This is a genomic window from Marinobacter sp. B-12, assembly GCF_056857915.1.
Map to the genome: position 1 here is coordinate 1 of NZ_JBSXOB010000040.1, position 19,073 is coordinate 19,073.

Here is a 19,073-nt window from a genome sequence, read left to right on the forward strand (position 1 = left end):
AAGGACAAGAAAATGGCGGGTATCGCACCGATCTCAGCCAGCAGCCAGGATCTATTAACCAACACTTAAACGCCAAGGGTGGGTCAGTTTTCAACCGGCGATATTGCCAATAAGTGGGTCACTTTTAAACCGGCGTTGACAACTCGATGCCAAAATCAAGACTGGGCGTATAGCTGTATATCAGGTTCGCGGTAGCCATTTTGAACGTATCGTCGGACACGGAAGCATCAACCTCTTCCGCTTTAACCTGGCCGTATCGGAGCGTTCCCCGAAGTTTACTGGTGAATTGATGCGTTACCCCCGCAGACAGACCGGTCGTGCAGATGAGCTCCCCGGCAGAGTTAACATCAGAGGTACTTGCACCTCTGGAGCCATTAAATCCCCAACCTGCGTAAACTGCCTGTCCCTCACCGGTGTAGGCTGTCAGCGACAAGGCGGTCTGGCCGAGACTGAACTTACTTGCCAAAGAAACAGCAGCGCCCAATTCGGAATCTCCATTCAAGGTTCCAACCTCCCGGCCCGTTACAGCTAGACTGAAGGCATGCCCGCCATCCGTGCGAACCGTATAGGATCCAATCACATCTGGATAGGCGGCGTCGTCATAAATGGGACACGTGAGTCGGTTGAGTCGTGGATCAAATATCGCGGACTATCCGGCATGGATTATCTCTGGCCGAGCCGGATCAGGAATTGTGATCACATAGATAGCTGTTGCGGTTTGATCGAAATTCAAGCCAATAAGCTATTGGGCCTGCAGGCAACCGTAGTCACCAAAACAAGTATGTTATGAGGACACTACCTACGTAATCAGCGCAGATTACAGGCTCAAACCCGATGGCAGACGGCGAATCGAAAGCGATCCCTGGACGCCCTCTGAGGCATATACGTCAAAAATCAACGTGTTTGCAGGAGTCGAATCAGTTCGGGCACAGTGGCGTCTTGATCATCGATGGAGCGGTAGAGTTCGCCAACCGTATCCGCAATGGCACTGGCGCTTTTTAAATCTTCAAGCATATCTCGATAGTAACCGACATCCTTACTGGCATTGGCAATGCTGAATCGGAAACCCGACGGATCACTCCGTTCGATATAGGGGCGCAACCTCTCCAGAATCACACCGCCGCCTCCGCCATTGCTCAGAACAGAAAGAAGCGATTCGTCATCAATGCCCGCTTTGCGGGCCGCCGCGACCGCCTCGGAAAGAACCGCCGAGAAACCGAGGGACACGAAATTATGCACAAGTTTCAGGGTATGTCCTGCTCCCACGCCACCGGCATGCGTGATGGTCTCCGCGAAACTCTGAAGCAGAGGCAAGATTTCCGAGAACAGAGCGTCAGGCGCCCCAACGATCAAATTGAGCCGCCCTTCTTCTGCTTCCTTGGGAGTCCTGGTCATAGCGGTATCCATGAACCGGCCGCCAGCTTCATTCACTCGCCTGGCAACCTCTGCTGTCGAGCTGGGCAACGCTGTGGAACAATCAATGACTGTGGCTCCCGGCTGCAGTCCCTCCAATGCACCCTCAGACTCAAAGAGCACTGCATTGACCTGAGGAGAACCGGTCACGCACAGGATAACGATGTCGGAATGCTGGGCCACCTCACAAGCACTTTTCCGAGGTGTGGCCCCAGCAGACATTAGGTCCTCAACAGGTTGATTTCCGGGATGCTCAAGAAAACTCAGAGGATGCCCTGCTCGCTGAAGGTTCCGAGCGATACCGTGGCCCATCAAGCCAACACCAATAACTCCGACTCTGTCTTTATGCGCCATTTGCTCTCTCCATAACAGCTCGTTGACGGTCAGCCATGCCGGACCGCGACCGTTTTTATGCGGGTGAAGCTGCGCAATCCTTCAAAACCCTTTTCACGGCCATGGCCCGAACGCCCAACCCCGCCGAAAGGCAGCTCTATGCCGCCGCCGGCGCCGTAATTGTTGATAAACACCTGGCCACATTGGAGCTGTCTGGCCAGGCGCCATTGCCTCCCGCCATCCGTCGTCCACACGCCCGCGCACAATCCAAAGTCCGTTTCATTGGCTAATGCCAGAGCCTCATCTTCCGATCGGAAGCGTTGTACAACCAGCACAGGCCCGAACAACTCCTCCCTCAACAGCTCATGGCCCTCCGGAATGTCAACCAGAACCTGAGGCTCTACAAAATGTCCTCCTGCGGGCGCCGTATCGGCCAGGCTGCCTTTCGCAAGAACTTTCACGCCGCTGGAAAGCGCCGCTCTGAGCCTGGATTCCAGCACGGACTTTTGCCGCGCATTAATCAAAGGCCCGCAGTCCGCATTGGCCTCACCTGCATCACAGCGTAATGCGAGAAAGCGCTTGGAAAGTCTCTCTAGAAACTGATCCGCCACCGTATCGTCGATGAGCAACCGACTCCCCGCTGAGCAGGTCTGGCCCGCGTTCTGAACAATTCCTCTTACAACGGCTTCAGGTGCTGCATCGCCATCGGCGTCTGCAAACACGATTTGTGGCGATTTACCGCCCAGCTCAAGGGTAACGGGTACGTGATGCCTGGCCGCCGCTTGAGTCACCAGGGTGCCAGTCTCCGGTGAACCAGTGAACGACAGATGATCAATTCGTGGGTGGGACGCCAATGCTGCGCCAGCCTCGCGTCCAAGACCCGGAATCACATTGAGTACACCGGCAGGAAGGCCGCAATCCATCGCCAGTTCTGCCAGGCGCAACACGCTCAGGCAGGCATCTTCGGCCGGTTTTACCACCACCGTGTTACCGGCCGCCAGCGAGGCGGCAACGCAACGACCGAAAATCTGAGCCGGATAATTCCAGGGGATAATCTGTGCGCACACCCCGAAAGGTTCCCGCAACGTCACGACTGAAAAGCCACTTTCGAAAGGGATTGTTTCCCCGTGGAGTTTATCGGCGGCACCCGCGTAGAAGCGGAAGTAGCGGGCACAGGCCTTTATATCGCCACGAGCCTGCGACATCGGTTTGCCAGTATCGGCGCACTCCAGAGCCGACAACTGTTCCTCGTTTCGTTCAATCTCCTGGGCAAAGTCCAGAAGCCACTGGCCACGTGCACGCGCCGTCCACGTCAGCCAGCCAGGGAGTGCGCCCGAAGCCGCGGCGACCGCGGCGTCGACTTCACCCGCTCCACACCTGGCAATCTGGCCGATTGATACGCCGTAGGAGGGCGCCTCAACCGTGAGCGTTGAGCGGGCGGCAACCCATTCACCGCCAATCAATGCTTTTTCTGTAGGCATATCGGGTAACGAAAGCATGTCATATCTCCGAGGTTCGCGATCAGTAGAGCAAGTCCACCAGCCCCATAGAGATCCAGGGCATATAGGTGATGGCCAGGAGGCACGCCAATACAACGAGCACAAACCGCATCAACCAGGGTAGCAGCTGATCAATAGAGAGTTTCGCGACCGCGCATGCCGCAAACAGGTTCACGCCTAGCGGCGGTGTGAACATCCCAAGTGCCAGATTCACAACAACGATAAGGCCGAAATGAACCGGGTCGATACCGTACTGGATTGCAATAGGGGTAAATATCGGCGCCAGCACCAGAATTGCTGCAGACGTCTCAATGAACATTCCGACGATGAGCAACATCACGTTAACCGCCAGCAAAAAGGTAATGGGACTCTCGAAAATTTTCGTCACCCATGCGGCAACTTCACCGGGCAGTCCGGAACGGCTGATCAAGAAGCTGAACAGCGCCGCTGCGGCTATGATCAACATCACAGCCGCCGTTGAAATCACACTTTCCCGGAAAATAGGGAACAGTTCGGCCAGTGGCAATTCCCGATAGACCAGCCCCCCAACAATCAGGGCGTAAACCACGGCAACGGCAGACGCCTCCGTTGGCGTAAACACACCACCGTAAATGCCGCCAATAACAACGACCGGCATCAGCAAAGCGGCCCAGGCACGCTTGAAGGCGGTCATAAAATCGTGACGATCCTCTCTGTCTCGCAATCCATACCCGCGCTTCTTGCAGAACAGGAAAAGGAACAGCAGTAACGCACCACCAATCAGAAGCCCCGGGCCAATACCGGCAATAAAGAGCTTTCCAATAGAGGTATCCGTGCTCACGCCGTAGAGAATCAGGGGAATGGAAGGTGGGATCAAAACGCCCAGTTCAGCCGATGAAGCCTGAATCGAGGCGGCAAGCGGTCGCGGATAGTCGTGCTTAACCATGGCGGGAATAAGAATCAAGCCAATTGCAAAGGTTGTGGCCACGCTGGACCCTGACACCGCTGCAAACATCATGCAGGTCAGCACGCAGGTCATGGCAAGACCACCCTGGAGACCACCCACCATGGATTTGGCAAGATCCACCAGCCTTCGGGAGATACCACCCGCCGACATCAGATTGCCTGCCAGAATGAAGAACGGAATCGCCATCAACGGAAAACTGTCGATACCGACAAACATTTGCTGGGGAACAAGCAACAGGGGCAAAGGCGAAAAAAACTCAATGCCGATGATGGATGCCAGCACAATGGAAATGGCGATAGGAACGCCCAGGCTGAAAAGTATGATCAGTGACAGGCCAATAGCAGCATTCATACCGGCTCCCCCTCGTGGACAGGGCCAATAGACTCCTGGCCCCTGATTTGGGCAACCAGTCGAGCCACAACGGCGATCAGAGCAAAACCCGCACCTACCGGCATCGCGGCGTAAGCCCAGGCAATGGAAATTCCAAGCCCTGAGAGCATCTGCGATTGCACCCGGATCGTCATCGCCGTACCAAAGTAAATCAGCACCACCAGAACCAGAGCGCAGCAACTCGCAATGAAGAGTTCGGCCCATACCAGTTTCCGCCGTGGCACCAGCTTATAAATCACCTCTACCGACATCATGAATCCACCCCGGAACCCCGGTGCAGCACCGAGAAAAACACACCAGATCATCGCGGACCGGGAAATCACCTCAGACCAGGTAGACGGCGCATCAAAAACAAATCGTGTGAGTACCTGGTAGAAACCAAGGGTCACAGAAATCACCAACATCACGACGGCCCCCAAAAGGGCCAAACGAGTTGTCTGGCGTTCAATGCTAAAGAGAAGTTGCAGCATCGTAGCCACCATTAGCAAGCAATCCCGGCACCGTCAAAATAACAGACCTGTGCCGGGGAATTGGATTGGTGGTTTAGCAGTCGCTGGCGCGAATACGGTCCAGCATCTCGCTTCCATACTGATCTGTGTAGATCTTGTAGGCAGGCTTGACCGCCTCCTGGAAGGGCGCCTTGTTAATATCGGTCTTGACCGTCATTCCCTTCTCACGCAACAGCTTCACACCGTCACGCTCCAGTCGGGAAACTTCTGCACGGGTCGCTTCGGCAGATGCCTTGGCGGCCTGTTCGAACCAACCCCTCTGCTCTTCAGTGAGGCCATCAAGTAGAACCGGAGAACCAAGCACCACGGCTGGAGAATAGACGTGTCCGGTCAAAGAAAGATGATCCTGAACTTCCCAGAATTTCGTGGCGACGATCACGGTGATCGGGTTTTCCTGGCCATCAACCGTGCCCTGCTGCAACGCGGTAAACACCTCCGGAAACGCCATTGGGGTTGGATGAACGCCCATCTGCTCGAAGGCTTCCATATGTACCTTGTTTTCCATGGTACGCACCTTCAGGCCCTCAGCATCCGCCGGGCTGGTCACCGGTCTGACGCTGTTGGTCATGTGGCGAAACCCGTTTTCTGACCAGGCGAGCCCCGCCAGATTGTGGTCAGACATTTTGTTCAACAGGTCCTGCCCGATCTCACCATCGAGAACGCAACGGGCCTCCTCGTAATTCTTGAATAGAAACGGCAGGTCAAGAACGTAACTCTCTGGAACGAAATTACCCAAGGGGCCAGTCGACGTAATCACTACATCAACAGTACCGATCTGCAGGCCCTCGATCATGGCCCGCTCCCCGCCCAGCGAACCGGAAGGGTGCTCAACAACTTCGAACTCTCCACCGCTGAGACGCTCGAGGGTTTCCTCGAACGCATCGGCACCCACAGAATAGTGGGAGCTGTCAGACAATGTGTGGCCAAGGTTTATAGTTCTTGCTGCTTGAGCATTCATTGCTGTCACAGCAAACAAAGCTGAAGTGACACCGGCAATGGCGATAGTCAGGCTACGGCGTGCGAACGTTGCTTTCATTGTTGTTACCTCATTTTGCATTGTCACGCTTTGGGTAAATTCCGGGGTGCGTAGGCCCGGAATCAGGCATTCTCATCCATAAAAGCCCTTACGATTTCGCGAAAGTCCGTATCGCTTCTAAACCCGAGCTTGCTCGCCCGGAGGTTACTGAATCTTGATGGCCAGCTACCGACAATCGCCTCAATTTTCGGATCCGGCCGGAACTGAACGTGGGCGAGCGCCGATTCGCCACCCACCTCACGCAATGTTTCGAGCATCTCAGAAACGCTGACAGTGATCCCCGGCAACATGAATGCGCGGAAAGCACCAAGTTCTTCACCTGCAACTCCGGCCCCATGCACAAGGGCGTCAATAACTGTTGCGGGTGACATAATGAACAGGTCCAGATCGGGCGAAACCGGACAGATCGCATCCTCACCGTTGAGGGGTTCGCGAAGGATACTGGAAGCAAAGCTGGAGGCGGCTGCATTCGGGCGCCCAGGGCGAATAACAATGGTGGGCAGGCGCAGCACCAGTCCATCGACAATGCCACGGCGACTGTAGTCATTGATCAGTAGCTCGCTCATGGCCTTCTGGGCACCGTACGAATTCTGAGGGTGCAATGCCGTCATATCGTCCAGGGTGTGAGGCAGATCCCCGCCGTAGGCGGCCACGGAACTTGCCATGATCAGCCGGGTACGGCTGAGGCCGTGCTTCCGGCAACCTTCGAGTAAATCGCGGGTTGCATCGAAATTGACCCTCATCCCCAAATCCAGATCGGCTTCCGCAGCGCTGCTGACAACCGCAGCCAGGTGGTAAATCACATTCGGCTGCTCGGCAAGGACATCATCCAGTGCACCGGGTTGACTGATATCCAGTGCGAGCGTTTTAGTGGCCAACGCGCCGGTCTCCGGACGGGGTGGCTCAGTCTGATCAATCAGAGTCAGACGGCTCAGCGATTTACCGGCCAGTTGCCCGGCGCTGACGAGATGATTAACCAACCGCTGCCCGAGAAAGCCCGCGGCTCCAGTAATGACAATATGCATAACCTTTACTGCCCTCTTGTTGTTGTGTCGGTGCTCAGCCCGTAGGCCTGCCCCCATCCAAGGCCGGATCGGGTGTTACTGGCCGGTCGATACTCACAGCCAACCCAGCCGGTGTAACCCAGCGAATCCAGTCTCGCGAGCACCTCCGGGTAACAGACTTCCCCTACATCCGGTTCGTGGCGTTCCGGCACACCGGCAATCTGCACATGGCCGATGGCGTGGAACTGACGTTCCATGTGGCGAATCAGGTCGCCGTCCATAATCTGGCAGTGGTAGAGATCGAACTGCAGTTTCAGGTTGTCGGCGCCCACAGCCTCTATCACCTTGATGGCGTCTGCTTGCCTGGACAGGAAATACCCGGGCATATCCCGTTGATTGATCGGCTCGATCAGAAGATCCCTGCCCGCATTGGCGGCCTCCCCGGCAGCAAAGCGGAGATTGTTTAGGTAGGTATGGTGGTGAGCCTCGACGGTCTCCCGATCGGCGCCCTCCGGAAGCAGGCCCGCCATCGCATGGATACTGGGGCAATCCAGCGCCTCGGCATAATGCAGCGCCTCGGCCACTGACGCCTGAAACTCCGCCTCCCTTCCGGGCAGGCTGGCAAGCCCGCGTTCTCCGGCGTCCCAGTCACCGGGCGGAAGGTTAAACAGCACCTGTTCCAGCCCGGCCTCACTCAGGCAGCGCACCAGGTCTTCCCGGCGATAGGCGTAGGGGAACAGATACTCCACGCCCCGGAAACCCGCCTCCGCTGCGGCAGCGAACCGGTCCAGAAAGTCATGTTCCTGGAACAGCATGCTCAAATTCGCGGCCAGCCTGATCATCTCAAGCACCTCCTGAAGGTTCAGTCTCTGGGGAACCGCTGCTCCAGCGCCGCAACCTGTTCAGGTGTCAGCGCTCGTGGGTTTTCCCCGCGAAGAAGCAGAAACAGCTTTGCCGTCTCCTCCAACTCCTCGGTGGCATACACCGCTGCCGCCAGGTTTTTTCCAGCCACCACCGGCCCATGGTTAGCCAGCAGCACGGCACTGTGCTCGCCGGCCAGCCCCCTAACCGCGTCGCCAAGTTCAGGATCCCCGGGCATGTGGTAAGGCACCAGAGGCAGCCGGCCCACCCGCATCACGTAATAAGCTGTTAATGGGGGAATGCAGTCGCAGGGATTAATATCCGGCAGGCAGGACACCGCCACCGAATGGGTCGAATGCAAGTGCACAATGGCGCCCGACTGTGGCCGCTCCTCGTACATGGCCGTGTGCAGAAACTGCTCCTTCGTCGGCTTATCGCCCTCCAGTAACCGGCCTGAGTGGTCAAGCCGGGAAATTCGCTGAGGATCAAGCCGTCCAAGGCAGGCGTTGGTAGGCGTCATCAGCCAGCCGCCATCGTCCAGCCGAACGCTGATATTGCCGCTCGAACCCATCGTCAGCCCGCGATCAAACAGTGATTGGCCGAGCGTTGCAATCTGCTCTCGCAGTTGATTCACTTCACTGGCATTCATGGCAGCACCTCAAACGCTCGGGTAAAGAAATCCGGCCCGCCGAAATTGCCCGACTTCAAAGCCAGAGACAGCGGCCCTGCCCCGCCGACATCCGCGGTTTGGGTCCAAGGCACGCCCGGATCAATCTGGTTGCCGATCCGCAGCGTGCGAATACCAAGCGCAGACACAACCGCGCCAGAGGTCTCTCCACCAGCCACCACCAGGCGGCCAACGCCTTCATCAACCAAGGTAACGGCGAGGTGACCGAGCGCAGATTCAACAAGCTGGCCGGCACGCTCCGTCCCCAGGACCGCCTGAGCCTGCCGTACCTGATCCGGGTCCGAGGAGGTGTACACCAGAACCGGGGCTCCTTCCTTAAGTTTCTCCCGGGCGAAGGCCAGAGCCGCATCCAGATGATCAACGTGTTCCGCAAGCTTCAAAGGGTCTAGGGCAAAACCTTCCCCCTTGCCTAGAAAATTCGCAACTTGCCCCAATGTGGCCCTTGAACAACTGCCGGATAACGCCAGCGCACCTCCAAAACCCGGCTCCAGACGCCCGGCTTCGGACACCTCCGCCAGCCAGCCTCGCGACCGGTACTCTGACGGCAGCGCCTGGCCCAGGCCGGAGCCCCCAGTCACCAGCGGCTTATCAGCAACCGTACCGGCCAGGGTAGCCAGATCCGATTCATCCAGGGTGTCACAAATCACATGCCGCACGTGGTCAGATTCCAGGGCCTTCAGCCTCTCTCCGGCGACTCCGGCCCCCTGCCTCAGTACCGGCCATGGCAGCAGGCCCACATTGTTCGGGGTTTGCCGAGCAAGTACACGCACCAGATCAGCATCCTTCATTGGGTTGAGCGGGTGTTCCTGCATGCCGCTGTCGTTCAAAAGTCGGTCGCCTACAAACAGGTGCCCCTGATACACCGTTCGCCCATTCACCGGAAACGCCGGTACCATCACCGTCTGGCTCGCGTTCAGGGCATTCAGAAGAGCATCGCTGACCGGGCCAATATTGCCGCGATCCGTGGAATCAAACGTGGAGCAGTACTTGAAGAAAATCTGTCGTGGACCGAGACCTTGCAGCCACACCAGAGCCGCCAGCGACTCGCTGACAGCCTGCTCGGCGGGGCATGAACGTGATTTAAGCGCCACTACGACGGCATCAACGTCGCTTAGATCGGGTTTGCCCTCAGGCACGCCAATTACCTGAACACAGCGCATACCACTGCGAACCAGATTGTTGGCCAGATCGGTTGCCCCGGTGAAGTCATCGGCGATTGCACCTAGCACAATACTCATTCTCACTCCTCGCCACTGTCGTTGGCGGCATCCGGCAACTTGATGCCGGCAAGCCGTTCATAGACCTTGATGACCGCTGAATCGTCCTCTTTCCCGAACCCGGCCGACTTGGCGGCCGTAAACTGCTGAAGCGCACTGGCGGCCACGGGGGTTGGCATAGCCAGCTCCCGCCCGGTCTCGTGCACAATGTTGAGATCTTTAACGAAGATATCGACGGCTGAGAGAGGGGTGTAATCGCCCTTGAGAATATGCGGGACGCGGTTCTCGAACATCCAGGAGTTACCGGCCGAGTGAGTAATGACTTCGTAAACAACCTCGGGCGGCAATCCCATACGGATCGCCATAGCCATGGCTTCGGCAGCTGCGGCAATATGAACCCCGGCCAGCAGCTGATTGACCAGCTTCATACTCGAGCCGATTCCCGGTGCATCACCCAATCGATAAACAATCGCCGCCATAGCGTCAAGGACCGGCTCGGCAAGCTCAAACACATGCGAGCTTCCTGAAGCCATCACCGAAAGCTGGCCTGCCCTCGCTTTGGCGGCACCGCCGCTGATTGGCGCATCCAGCATCTCGATACCTTCCTGGCCGAGCCGATCAGCAATAGCTCGGGCAACCGCAGGCGCTACCGTCGCGCACTGAATGACCAGACTGCCCGGTTTTAAACCGCCAACAATTCCGAACTCGCCAAAAAGCACCTGTTCGACCTGGGCCGCGTTCACTACCACCAACAACACAACATCGCTCGTGGCCGACAAGTCAGCCGGCTCACTTACACTGCGACCTCCCGCTCGTTCAAAGCCAGCTCGCGCCGCTTCATTGACATCACACCCGGTTACCTCAAACCCTTGTTCAAGCAGCGCCGTGGCTGTTCCCATCCCCATGGCGCCCAGACCTATCACGCCAACGCGGGGCTTTGCTTCGGATAAGCTTGTCACTTGCTGGTCTCCCGATTCTTGTTTTGATTGTTTTATGGTAGCGCTACCATGTTAGCGCTACCATCCTTTTAGTTGATAAGATTGCAGTCAGCAAGTTACCGTCGCGAGGACTACGACCAATGTCTAACAAGGAAGCCCCGTCTCCAGAGCCCCGCAAGCGGCGAGGTTCTGACAAACCAACCCTGAAACAGGTGGCGGAAGCGGCCGGGGTTTCACCCATCACCGTGTCCAGGGCTCTGAACACCCCAGATCGTGTGAACAAAGAAACCCGCTTGCGAGTCACCGAAGCGGTGGATCGGCTGGGCTATGTGCCCAACCTGATCGCTGGCAGTCTCGCCTCGGCCAGCTCGCGGTTTATTGCGGTTATCGTTCCGTCACTCGCCAACGCCGTTTTCATCGAAGTGATCAAGGGGCTTCAGGAAACTTTCGAAGCAAAGGGCTACCAGATACTGCTGGGTAATACTGATTATGATCTTCAGAGGGAGCACCAGCTGGTGCGAACCTTTCTGGGGTGGTCCTGTTCAGGACTGGTGATTGCAGGGTTGAGGCATAGCAAAGCCTGCCAGAACCTGCTGAAGGCCTGGAACAAGCCAATCGTTGAAATCATGGAGCTTGGGGAGGGGCTAGACCTGAATGTGGGACTGGACCACCGGGAAGCGGGCGCCTGCATGGCCCGACACCTTCTGGACAGGCACTATCGCTCTATCGTCTATGTGGGCGCGTGTATGGACAGGGATTATCGGGCGAGCATGCGATATGAGGGGCACAAGGAAGTTCTGGCGAAAGCCGGGCTGGAAGCGCCGATAATTGAACTGGACAGGCTCGGAAGTCTGGAAGCCGGGGCGGCTGCACTTGACAGGGTTCTAGCGCAATATCCCAGAACTGACGCCATCCACTTCGCCAATGACGACCTCGCCACAGGGGCTTTGCTACACGCCCAACGGCTGGGTCTTGGCGTGCCACAAGACATTGCGATTGCAGGGTTCAACGGCCTACCCCTTGGCCAGCACGTAACCCCACGACTGACAACGATCCAGTCCCCCAGGGAAATCATGGGCCGACTGGCGGCCGAGCAAATACTCGGGCGCCTGAACGAAGAAAATATAACCGACAAACAAGTGAACGTGGCATTCCGCACACTCATTGGTGAAAGTACATGAGCTGATAGAAGTGGATTAACGGCTCAACCAGTAATCAATACTCTCGGTTGCGGAAGGCAATGATTCGGGTTCTGCCCCGTTACTGCGGATCTTTCTATAAAGAGGCGGAATTTCTCCCGGGGGAAATGTTGGTCTATCCGCCTGGACGTTCGCTTTGCGACCATAGCTATTCTATGGTTTCACCACCAGCGCGTGTACGGAGCAGCCTTTAAACAAATTTATGAAGCCATGGATGCCGGAAGGTAAGCGACCTAAGATGGCTGGAGCCTTTCTTTCCAAAGGCCGCCGTATGCACTGGGCCAACTCCCGAACTCAGCAGGCCTCCAAAGGCGCATAGGCAAGAACGAGCCACTTAGCCCCCTCATCAAAGTTCACCTGTACGCGGGTATGATGTCCAGAACCCTCGGAGTTCATCACGATACCCTCACCAAACTTGGGATGACGTACCCGCTGGCCCAGGCTGAACCCCGTGCCCACGTCCGGTTCCTGGCTGAACAGGCCCTCATTGGGCCGGGCCATCATGGCTGGCCGGCTGACCGTGTTGCGCAGCCGCACTTCCTGGATGCAGTCACCGGGAATCTCGCGAACAAAGCGCGACAGCGCGTGGAATTTCTCCTGACCATACAAACGGCGGGATTCGGCGTAAGTAAGCACCAGCTTTTGCATGGCCCGGGTGATGCCCACGTAAGCCAGGCGCCGCTCTTCTTCCATCCGCCCCGGCTCTTCCAGAGACATACTGTGAGGGAACAGGCCTTCCTCCACGCCCGCCAGGAACACCAGCGGAAATTCCAGGCCCTTGGCAGAGTGCAGGGTCATCAGTTGGACGCAGTCTTCGTTGACCTCGGCCTGGGCCTCGCCGGCATCCAGAGCCGCTTGGGCGATAAATTCGGATAACGGATCAACCCCCTCCTCCGCTTCAAAGTCCGACAGGGCATTCACCAGTTCGTCCAGGTTCTCTGCCCGCGCCTGACCTTTCTCACCCTTCTCGTTGGCGTGATAATCCCTGAGGCCGCTCAGTTCCAGGGTGCTCTTCATCAGCCCATGCAGGGACGCGTCGTCCACCATTTCCGTCAGGCGTTCGATGATGCCCATGAAGGATTGCAAACCGGTTTTGGCACGGCCCTTTACCTGCCCAGCCTCCAGCAAACGCTCGGCAGACTCCCACAATGAGATGCTGCGCTCAGTGGCGAACGTCCGCATGTCCGCCAGGCTCTTGGCACCAATTCCGCGGGCGGGAATGTTCACCACGCGCTCGAACGCTGCATCATCCCGGCGATAGTGCACCAGACGCAGATAGGCGATGGCGTTGCGGATTTCCTGGCGGTCGTAGAATCGCAGGCCGCCATAAACCCGGTAAGGAATGCCCTGTCGGATCAGGGATTCTTCCAGCACCCTGGACTGGGCATTGGAGCGGTAAAGAATCGCCGACTCGCTGCGCAGGTTGCCCTCACTAACCCAACTGCTGATGGTGTCAGCGATGTAGTTGGCTTCATCCTGCTCGTTGAAAGCCGCATACAGGCTGATGGGCTCACCATCTTTTCCATCAGTCCACAGCTCCTTGCCCAAGCGCCCCTGATTGTTGGCGATGACCGCGTTGGCAGCTTTCAGAATCATCTGGGTAGAGCGGTAGTTCTGCTCCAGTCTCACCATACGGGCGTTGGGAAAGTCCCGCTGGTACTGCTGGATGTTTTCGATTTTCGCGCCCCGCCAGCCGTAGATGGACTGGTCGTCGTCCCCCACCACCGTCAGCGGCACCCGGTTTCCGGCCAGAATCTGCAGCCATGCGTACTGGATGGTGTTGGTGTCCTGGAACTCGTCCACCAGGATCTGCTGGAAACGGCTCTGGTAATGGCTCAGCAGTTCCGGACGATACAGCCACAGTTCGTGGGAGCGCAGCAACAGCTCGCCAAAATCCACCAGTCCGCTCAGGTTGCAAAGCTTTTCGTACTGGCGGTAGACCGTCAGCATGGTGCTGGTGAAATGGTCGCCGGGGTTTTCCTGGATATGTTCCGCTCGCAGCCCCTCATCTTTCTGGCCGTTGATAAACCACTGGGCTTGCTTCGGCGGCCAGCGGCTTTCATCAATCTCAAGTTCACGCATCACGCGCTTGATCAGGCGCAACTGGTCGTCGCTGTCCAGCACCTGGAAGTTCTCCGGCAGGCCTGCGTCCTGATAATGCGCCCTGAGCAACCGGTGGGCAATGCCGTGAAAGGTGCCGAACCAGAGGCCTCGGGCCGGAATGTGCATCATCTGCTCGATGCGATAACGCATCTCCTTCGCCGCTTTGTTGGTGAAGGTCACCGCGAGGATGCCCGTTGGCGGCACCTTGTCCACCTGCATCAGCCAGGCGATCCGGTGTACCAGTACCCGGGTCTTGCCACTGCCAGCACCGGCCAGCACCAGCAAATGATCATTCTGGGCCGTCACCGCCTCACGTTGGGCGTCGTTCAGGGCGTCGATAATGTGGGAGACATCCATAGAGATCCGGTCGCTACTGGTTAAATGAACAGGTGCGGAATTATAACAGGAGAAAGGAGGGTTTGCCGGGTGGGGGTGTATTGGGTTTACCGCACACATGTAGGGTGCCGATACAGAAAATGTGAACACTTTTTATGAAACTGTCGTCAACTTGGGTATACTCGCCGCCGCGGGTTGCCCGGAAGAACCTTCAGTTCCTCCGCTGGCCACCGTTTTCCCGCACCAGACAATTTGCAGGGGCAAGACATAAGTCCCCTGAAGCCAGGAAGGCGCCCGCATCTTGCGACCAGACATCAAAGGAGATGATGTACGATGTACTCCGTATACCGAAGCACTGCTCGCGTTACCTTTACGTCCCTTGCACTGACCGCCACCCTGTCGTTTCCCTCCATGGCCGATGACAGCCAGCGAATTGACCAGCTGGAACAACGGCTGGATTCCATGCAAAAGCAGATGACCGAATCCAGCCTGGAAAAGGTTCGCCTTAACGGTTTTTTCAGCACCGGCTATACCCGTTCCAATAATGACGCCGGCTACGACGAGGCAACGGAACAATCCGACCTTGAAACACTCAGCCTGTTTGGCCTGCAGACCACCTTTGCCCTGGGCCGCAACACCGACGCGGTAATGCAGCTGGTGTCCCGTGGCAACGAGGATTGGGACACCGAACTGGAATGGGGCTACCTGCGACACCAATTCGCCAATGGCTCCGAACTGAGAGCCGGTAAAATGCGCCTGCCGCTGTTTATGGAGTCCGAGACTCTGGAAATCGGCTATGGCCAGCCTTGGGCACGTCCACCGGAGGCGGTCTACGATCCGGTGCCGGTCCGCAGCTACCTGGGTGCCGATGCGGCCTACACGCTGAACCTTTCCAGTTCCTCTATCCAGGCCCGCGCTTTTGCCGGCCACCTGGACGACGATGCCGATTCCCTCGGCCGGAGCGTGAGCGTGGAACTGCGCAATATCACCGGCCTGACCGCCAACTGGACCAATTACCTGTGGACTTTCCGTGGCGTGTACGCCCATGCAGAAGCCACCATCGGCGGAACACCACCGCTGGGCGACGAAGAGAAAACCGAGTTCATGGGAGTGGGCCTGTCCTATGACGATGGCAGCTGGCTGTTGATGTCGGAACTGACACGGGTTGAGGTGGACGGCTTTTACCAGGACACCGACTCCGCCTACATCACTCTCGGCTACCGGGTAAAGGAAGTCACGCCCTATATCACGGCCTCCTGGGTCGAAAGCCAGGACAACTACGAGCGCGACGGCACACCGCTTGAGGTGCTGGACGTACGCCGCCAGGCCTACAGCCTGGGCTTCCGCTGGGACATGACCACTTCGGTTGCCATGAAGGTGGACTGGACCCACGCAAGGGGCTTTGGCAAAACCACCGGGGGCCTGATTGGCAACCAGCTGGATGCCCTGGCCGGCAATCCCGGTGGCCGATTCGACAGCACCGACGTATACACCGTCCGGCTTGATGCCGCATTTTGATCAGGAGGGACACCATGGCGATTCGACGCGTATCCATGCCCGCATTGCTCATCGCGTTATGCCTGTTGAGCAGCGTCTCCTGGGCGGAATTGGTGATCATCGGCCACCACGGTGGCCCGGATTCCATCACCGTGCAGCAGGTGAAGGACATTTACCTGAACCGCAGCTCACGAATGCCTGACGGCCAGCGCGTGGTCGCGTTCCAGCTTCCAGCGGGCAACAGTATGCGGGATGAGTTCAATGACCTGATCACCAAGCGCAACGATGCCTGGCTGAAGTCGTTCTGGTCGCGGCAGGTTCTGACCGGCAAGGGCCATCCGCCGAGGGAGGTATCCTCGGCGAACAGCATGAAGAGCGTGGTGTCATCCACCCTGGGCAGTATCGGTTACCTCGATTCCACCCTGGTGGATGACTCCGTTAAGGTCCTGTTGACGCCGGAACCCTAGAAACCACGCGGGACGGTCTGGGCCTCGACGAACTCGAACAGGCCTTCCAGCCCCCCTTCGCGGCCGATGCCGGACGCCTTCATGCCACCGAACGGCGCTTCCGGCGTGGGGCCGGTACCGGTGTTCCAGCCGCAATGACCAAAGCGCAGCCCGGCGGCCACACGTTGGGCGCGTTCCGCATCCGCAGTAAACACGTAGGAAGCCAGACCGAATTCGGTGTCGTTACCGGCATCGATGACTTCTTCCTCCGTGCGGAAGATGGCCATGGGCACCAGCGGGCCGAAGGTTTCCTCACGGGAACAGCACATGTCCCGGGTCACGCCGGAAATGACCGTCGGCGGGAAGAACAGGTGGCCATCCCCCAGATCTGCCGGCTTCTTGCCGGCTACCAGCTCCCCGCCCCGTTCAAGGGCGTCTTCCACGTGGCGCTTCACCTTGTCGAACCCGGCTTTGTTGATCAGTGGGCCAAGGTCAACGTCTTCCGTCAAACCATTACCCACGGTCATGCGATTGACCCGGTCGGCAAGTTTCTGACCGAATTCATCCACCACTTTCTCGTGAACGAAAATCCGGTTGGCGCAGACACAGGTCTGGCCGCCACCCCGGAATTTGTTGGCGATCAGGTTATCGGCTGCGGCATCCAGGTCCGCATCGTCAAAGACAATAAACGGTGCGTTGCCACCCAACTCCAGGGCCAGCTTCTTCACCTGATCGGCCGTATCCAGTATCAACTTGCGGCCCACTTCGGTAGAGCCGGTGAAGCTGAGCATGGGCACGTCGGGGCTTTCGCACAGCACCTTGCCGATCACACTGGCTTTGCCCATCACCAGATTAACCATGCCATCGGGCAGGTCGACGTGTTTGTCCATCAGCGCGAACAGCGCAATCATGGTCAGCGGCGTTTCGCTGGCCGGCTTGATCACCGACGGGCAACCGGCCGCCAGGGCGGCGGACAGCTTCTTGGCGATCATGCCAATGGGAAAGTTCCAGGGCGTGATCAGGCCAGTAACACCAATCGGGCGGTAGTGCACCGTCCAGGTACAGTCTTTCGGCTTTTCGGGAATGGTGTGGGCGTCCAGCGCCTGGATGTGTTTGGAGCAGTAATCGAAGAACCCGGCGGCGTAGTCCACTTCGCCCTGCGCTTCCTTCAACGGCTTGCCGTGCTCCATACACAGGATACGACCCACTTCCTCTTTATTGGCCTTGAGTGCATCACGAATGTCTTCCAGCCACTTGCGACGGGTTTCGATGGAATAGGGACTGGTTAAACGAAGCGCAGACTTTCCCGCTTCAACTGCGTTGTACACTTCGCTTTCGGACATCGATGCCACACTGGCAACCACCTCACCCGTGGCCGGGTTATAGACATCGAAGGTGTTACCGTCCGGCGATTCAGACCAGCGACCGCCGATGTAGCCAATCAGCTTGGGAAGCAGTGGTGACTCGATCATATCGGCTCCTTTTCAGAATGTTCTCGGAATGTGTAAATTGGGGTTTGCGTCAGTGTGATATGTCTCTCATAGTGGATGCAGAAACCGCCACTGTAAAGTCAGACTATGGTGTTTTGACCAGCGCCGGCGGGGGCCTATACTCGAACCATGTCATTATCAGGAGGCAGGAACATGAAGGCGTTTTTTCATCCCTCTCAGGATCAGCATCTTCCGAAAACCTACTTCACCCGCGGCCAGATGCGACAGCCCCAGGAAGTTCCTGATCGCACCGCACAAATGCTGGAAGGGCTGAAGGCCATGGGCATTCCGGTATTGCAGCCGGCAGACCAGGGTGCCGGAGCGATTTCCAAGGTCCACGACCTGGGCTATCTGCGCTTCCTGGAATCCGCACATCGGCGCTGGTCAAAGATGGAAGACTGGGGTGACGAAGTGATTTCCAACATCTTCGTTCGGTCACCGAATGCCCTCAAGGGAATCCTTGCCGAAGCTGCCCGCTACCAGGCCGATGGCAGTTGCCCCATCGGGGCAAACACCTGGGACGCCGCCTACTGGTCTGCCCAGACAGCGCTCGGCGCTGCTGACGCCCTGGTTGCCGGCGAGCGCCACGCCTACGCGGTGTGTCGACCGCCGGGCCACCACGCCCGAAAAGATGCCGCCGGCGGCTTCTGTTACCTCAACAATGCCGCTATTGCCGCAGAGCACTTGAAGCCCCGTTATCCCAGGATTGCCATACTGGACACCGACATGCACCACGGCCAGGGCATCCAGGAGATCTTCTACGATCGCAGCGATGTTCTCTACGTGTCGATTCACGGTGATCCCACCAACTTCTACCCGGTGGTCAGCGGCTATGAAGACGAGCGTGGTGAAGGGGAGGGGTTTGGCTACAACATCAACCTGCCGATGCCCCACGGATCGTCAGAGCAGGATTTTTTCGACAAACTGGATGAGGCACTGGCTGCCATCCGTCTGTTCCAGCCAGATGTGCTGATACTTACCCTGGGATTCGACATCTACCACAACGACCCCCAGGCCAAGGTATCGGTTTCCTCTGAAGGATTCTGCCGCCTGGGCTCTGACATCCGTCGCACCGGCCTGCCCACACTGGTTGTGCAGGAAGGCGGTTACGATTTGGAAGCCCTGAGCGCCAACGTGCAGCAGTTCTTCAAGGGACTGGAAGGGTAGG

Annotated in this window: 17 protein-coding genes; 4 read left to right on the top strand and 13 right to left on the bottom strand. The window is 57.7% G+C overall.

What is annotated here, in order from left to right:
- Positions 1-124: 124 nt before the first annotated feature.
- The 11 genes from AC13D2_RS05440 to ltnD all read right to left on the bottom strand — a co-directional run bounded on the left by AC13D2_RS05440 (position 125) and on the right by ltnD (position 10,891).
- Positions 125-502 carry a hypothetical protein gene (locus AC13D2_RS05440; RefSeq protein ID WP_482938310.1) on the bottom strand — a complete coding sequence of 126 codons (378 nt, stop codon included), beginning with the start codon at positions 500-502 and terminating at the stop codon, positions 125-127.
- A 392-nt stretch (positions 503-894) separates the two neighbouring features.
- Complete coding sequence (locus tag AC13D2_RS05445) at positions 895-1,767, bottom strand: NAD(P)-dependent oxidoreductase (protein WP_482938311.1); 873 nt, start codon at positions 1,765-1,767, stop codon at positions 895-897.
- Positions 1,768-1,796: 29 nt separating this feature from the next.
- Positions 1,797-3,245, bottom strand: a complete 1,449-nt coding sequence (locus AC13D2_RS05450; protein WP_482938312.1) for an aldehyde dehydrogenase family protein — start codon at positions 3,243-3,245, stop codon at positions 1,797-1,799.
- Positions 3,246-3,267: 22 nt separating this feature from the next.
- A complete protein-coding gene (locus AC13D2_RS05455) occupies positions 3,268-4,542 on the bottom strand; it encodes a TRAP transporter large permease (RefSeq protein WP_482938313.1) in 1,275 nt (424 codons plus the stop codon).
- On the bottom strand, positions 4,539-5,051 hold the full coding sequence (locus AC13D2_RS05460) for a TRAP transporter small permease (protein WP_482938314.1): 513 nt from the start codon (positions 5,049-5,051) through the stop codon (positions 4,539-4,541). The genes AC13D2_RS05455 and AC13D2_RS05460 overlap by 4 nt, the downstream gene beginning before the upstream one ends.
- 73 nt (positions 5,052-5,124) lie before the next feature.
- Complete coding sequence (locus AC13D2_RS05465; protein WP_482938315.1) at positions 5,125-6,126, bottom strand: TRAP transporter substrate-binding protein; 1,002 nt, start codon at positions 6,124-6,126, stop codon at positions 5,125-5,127.
- A 62-nt stretch (positions 6,127-6,188) separates the two neighbouring features.
- Positions 6,189-7,151, bottom strand: a complete 963-nt coding sequence (gene denD, locus AC13D2_RS05470; protein ID WP_482938316.1) for a D-erythronate dehydrogenase — start codon at positions 7,149-7,151, stop codon at positions 6,189-6,191.
- A 5-nt stretch (positions 7,152-7,156) separates the two neighbouring features.
- Positions 7,157-7,972, bottom strand: a complete 816-nt coding sequence (gene otnI, locus AC13D2_RS05475) for a 2-oxo-tetronate isomerase (protein ID WP_482938317.1) — start codon at positions 7,970-7,972, stop codon at positions 7,157-7,159.
- 20 nt (positions 7,973-7,992) lie between these two features.
- On the bottom strand, positions 7,993-8,640 hold the full coding sequence (gene otnC, locus AC13D2_RS05480; protein WP_482938318.1) for a 3-oxo-tetronate 4-phosphate decarboxylase: 648 nt from the start codon (positions 8,638-8,640) through the stop codon (positions 7,993-7,995).
- Complete coding sequence (gene otnK / locus AC13D2_RS05485; RefSeq protein ID WP_482938319.1) at positions 8,637-9,917, bottom strand: 3-oxo-tetronate kinase; 1,281 nt, start codon at positions 9,915-9,917, stop codon at positions 8,637-8,639. The genes otnC and otnK overlap by 4 nt, the downstream gene beginning before the upstream one ends.
- A 2-nt stretch (positions 9,918-9,919) precedes the next feature.
- Positions 9,920-10,891, bottom strand: a complete 972-nt coding sequence (gene ltnD / locus AC13D2_RS05490) for an L-threonate dehydrogenase (protein ID WP_482938342.1) — start codon at positions 10,889-10,891, stop codon at positions 9,920-9,922.
- An 83-nt stretch (positions 10,892-10,974) separates the two neighbouring features.
- Here ltnD and AC13D2_RS05495 point away from each other — a divergent pair, with 83 nt between their 5' ends.
- Positions 10,975-12,015: a LacI family DNA-binding transcriptional regulator gene (locus tag AC13D2_RS05495; protein ID WP_482938320.1), complete on the top strand. Its 1,041-nt coding sequence runs from the start codon at positions 10,975-10,977 to the stop codon at positions 12,013-12,015.
- A 312-nt stretch (positions 12,016-12,327) separates the two neighbouring features.
- Here the strand turns inward: AC13D2_RS05495 and uvrD are convergent, their stop codons facing one another.
- Entirely contained in the window at positions 12,328-14,493 is a 2,166-nt protein-coding gene (gene uvrD, locus AC13D2_RS05500) for a DNA helicase II (protein WP_482938321.1), read from the bottom strand.
- Positions 14,494-14,805: 312 nt separating this feature from the next.
- On the opposite strand from uvrD, the gene AC13D2_RS05505 reads away from it, so the two are divergent.
- Complete coding sequence (locus AC13D2_RS05505; protein ID WP_292048595.1) at positions 14,806-15,990, top strand: hypothetical protein; 1,185 nt, start codon at positions 14,806-14,808, stop codon at positions 15,988-15,990.
- Positions 15,991-16,004: 14 nt separating this feature from the next.
- Positions 16,005-16,436: a phosphate ABC transporter substrate-binding protein gene (locus tag AC13D2_RS05510; protein ID WP_482938322.1), complete on the top strand. Its 432-nt coding sequence runs from the start codon at positions 16,005-16,007 to the stop codon at positions 16,434-16,436.
- Here the strand turns inward: AC13D2_RS05510 and AC13D2_RS05515 are convergent.
- Complete coding sequence (locus AC13D2_RS05515; RefSeq protein WP_482938323.1) at positions 16,433-17,887, bottom strand: NAD-dependent succinate-semialdehyde dehydrogenase; 1,455 nt, start codon at positions 17,885-17,887, stop codon at positions 16,433-16,435. The genes AC13D2_RS05510 and AC13D2_RS05515 overlap by 4 nt on opposite strands.
- A gap of 171 nt (positions 17,888-18,058) precedes the next feature.
- On the opposite strand from AC13D2_RS05515, the gene AC13D2_RS05520 reads away from it, so the two are divergent.
- Positions 18,059-19,072 (top strand): histone deacetylase family protein, encoded by a 1,014-nt coding sequence (locus AC13D2_RS05520; protein ID WP_300495032.1) that lies wholly within the window; start codon positions 18,059-18,061, stop codon positions 19,070-19,072.
- Position 19,073: the final 1 nt, after the last annotated feature.

Coding starts and splice junctions, on each gene's coding strand:
- AC13D2_RS05445 (WP_482938311.1), bottom strand. CDS start 1,767: ATGGCGCATAAAGACAGAGTCGGAGTTATTGGTGTTGGCTTGATGGGC.
- AC13D2_RS05450 (WP_482938312.1), bottom strand. CDS start 3,245: ATGCTTTCGTTACCCGATATGCCTACAGAAAAAGCATTGATTGGCGGT.
- AC13D2_RS05455 (WP_482938313.1), bottom strand. CDS start 4,542: ATGAATGCTGCTATTGGCCTGTCACTGATCATACTTTTCAGCCTGGGC.
- AC13D2_RS05460 (WP_482938314.1), bottom strand. CDS start 5,051: ATGCTGCAACTTCTCTTTAGCATTGAACGCCAGACAACTCGTTTGGCC.
- AC13D2_RS05465 (WP_482938315.1), bottom strand. CDS start 6,126: ATGAAAGCAACGTTCGCACGCCGTAGCCTGACTATCGCCATTGCCGGT.
- denD (WP_482938316.1), bottom strand. CDS start 7,151: ATGCATATTGTCATTACTGGAGCCGCGGGCTTTCTCGGGCAGCGGTTG.
- otnI (WP_482938317.1), bottom strand. CDS start 7,972: ATGATCAGGCTGGCCGCGAATTTGAGCATGCTGTTCCAGGAACATGAC.
- otnC (WP_482938318.1), bottom strand. CDS start 8,640: ATGAATGCCAGTGAAGTGAATCAACTGCGAGAGCAGATTGCAACGCTC.
- otnK (WP_482938319.1), bottom strand. CDS start 9,917: ATGAGTATTGTGCTAGGTGCAATCGCCGATGACTTCACCGGGGCAACC.
- AC13D2_RS05495 (WP_482938320.1), top strand. CDS start 10,975: ATGTCTAACAAGGAAGCCCCGTCTCCAGAGCCCCGCAAGCGGCGAGGT.
- uvrD (WP_482938321.1), bottom strand. CDS start 14,493: ATGGATGTCTCCCACATTATCGACGCCCTGAACGACGCCCAACGTGAG.
- AC13D2_RS05505 (WP_292048595.1), top strand. CDS start 14,806: ATGTACTCCGTATACCGAAGCACTGCTCGCGTTACCTTTACGTCCCTT.
- AC13D2_RS05510 (WP_482938322.1), top strand. CDS start 16,005: ATGGCGATTCGACGCGTATCCATGCCCGCATTGCTCATCGCGTTATGC.
- AC13D2_RS05515 (WP_482938323.1), bottom strand. CDS start 17,887: ATGATCGAGTCACCACTGCTTCCCAAGCTGATTGGCTACATCGGCGGT.
- AC13D2_RS05520 (WP_300495032.1), top strand. CDS start 18,059: ATGAAGGCGTTTTTTCATCCCTCTCAGGATCAGCATCTTCCGAAAACC.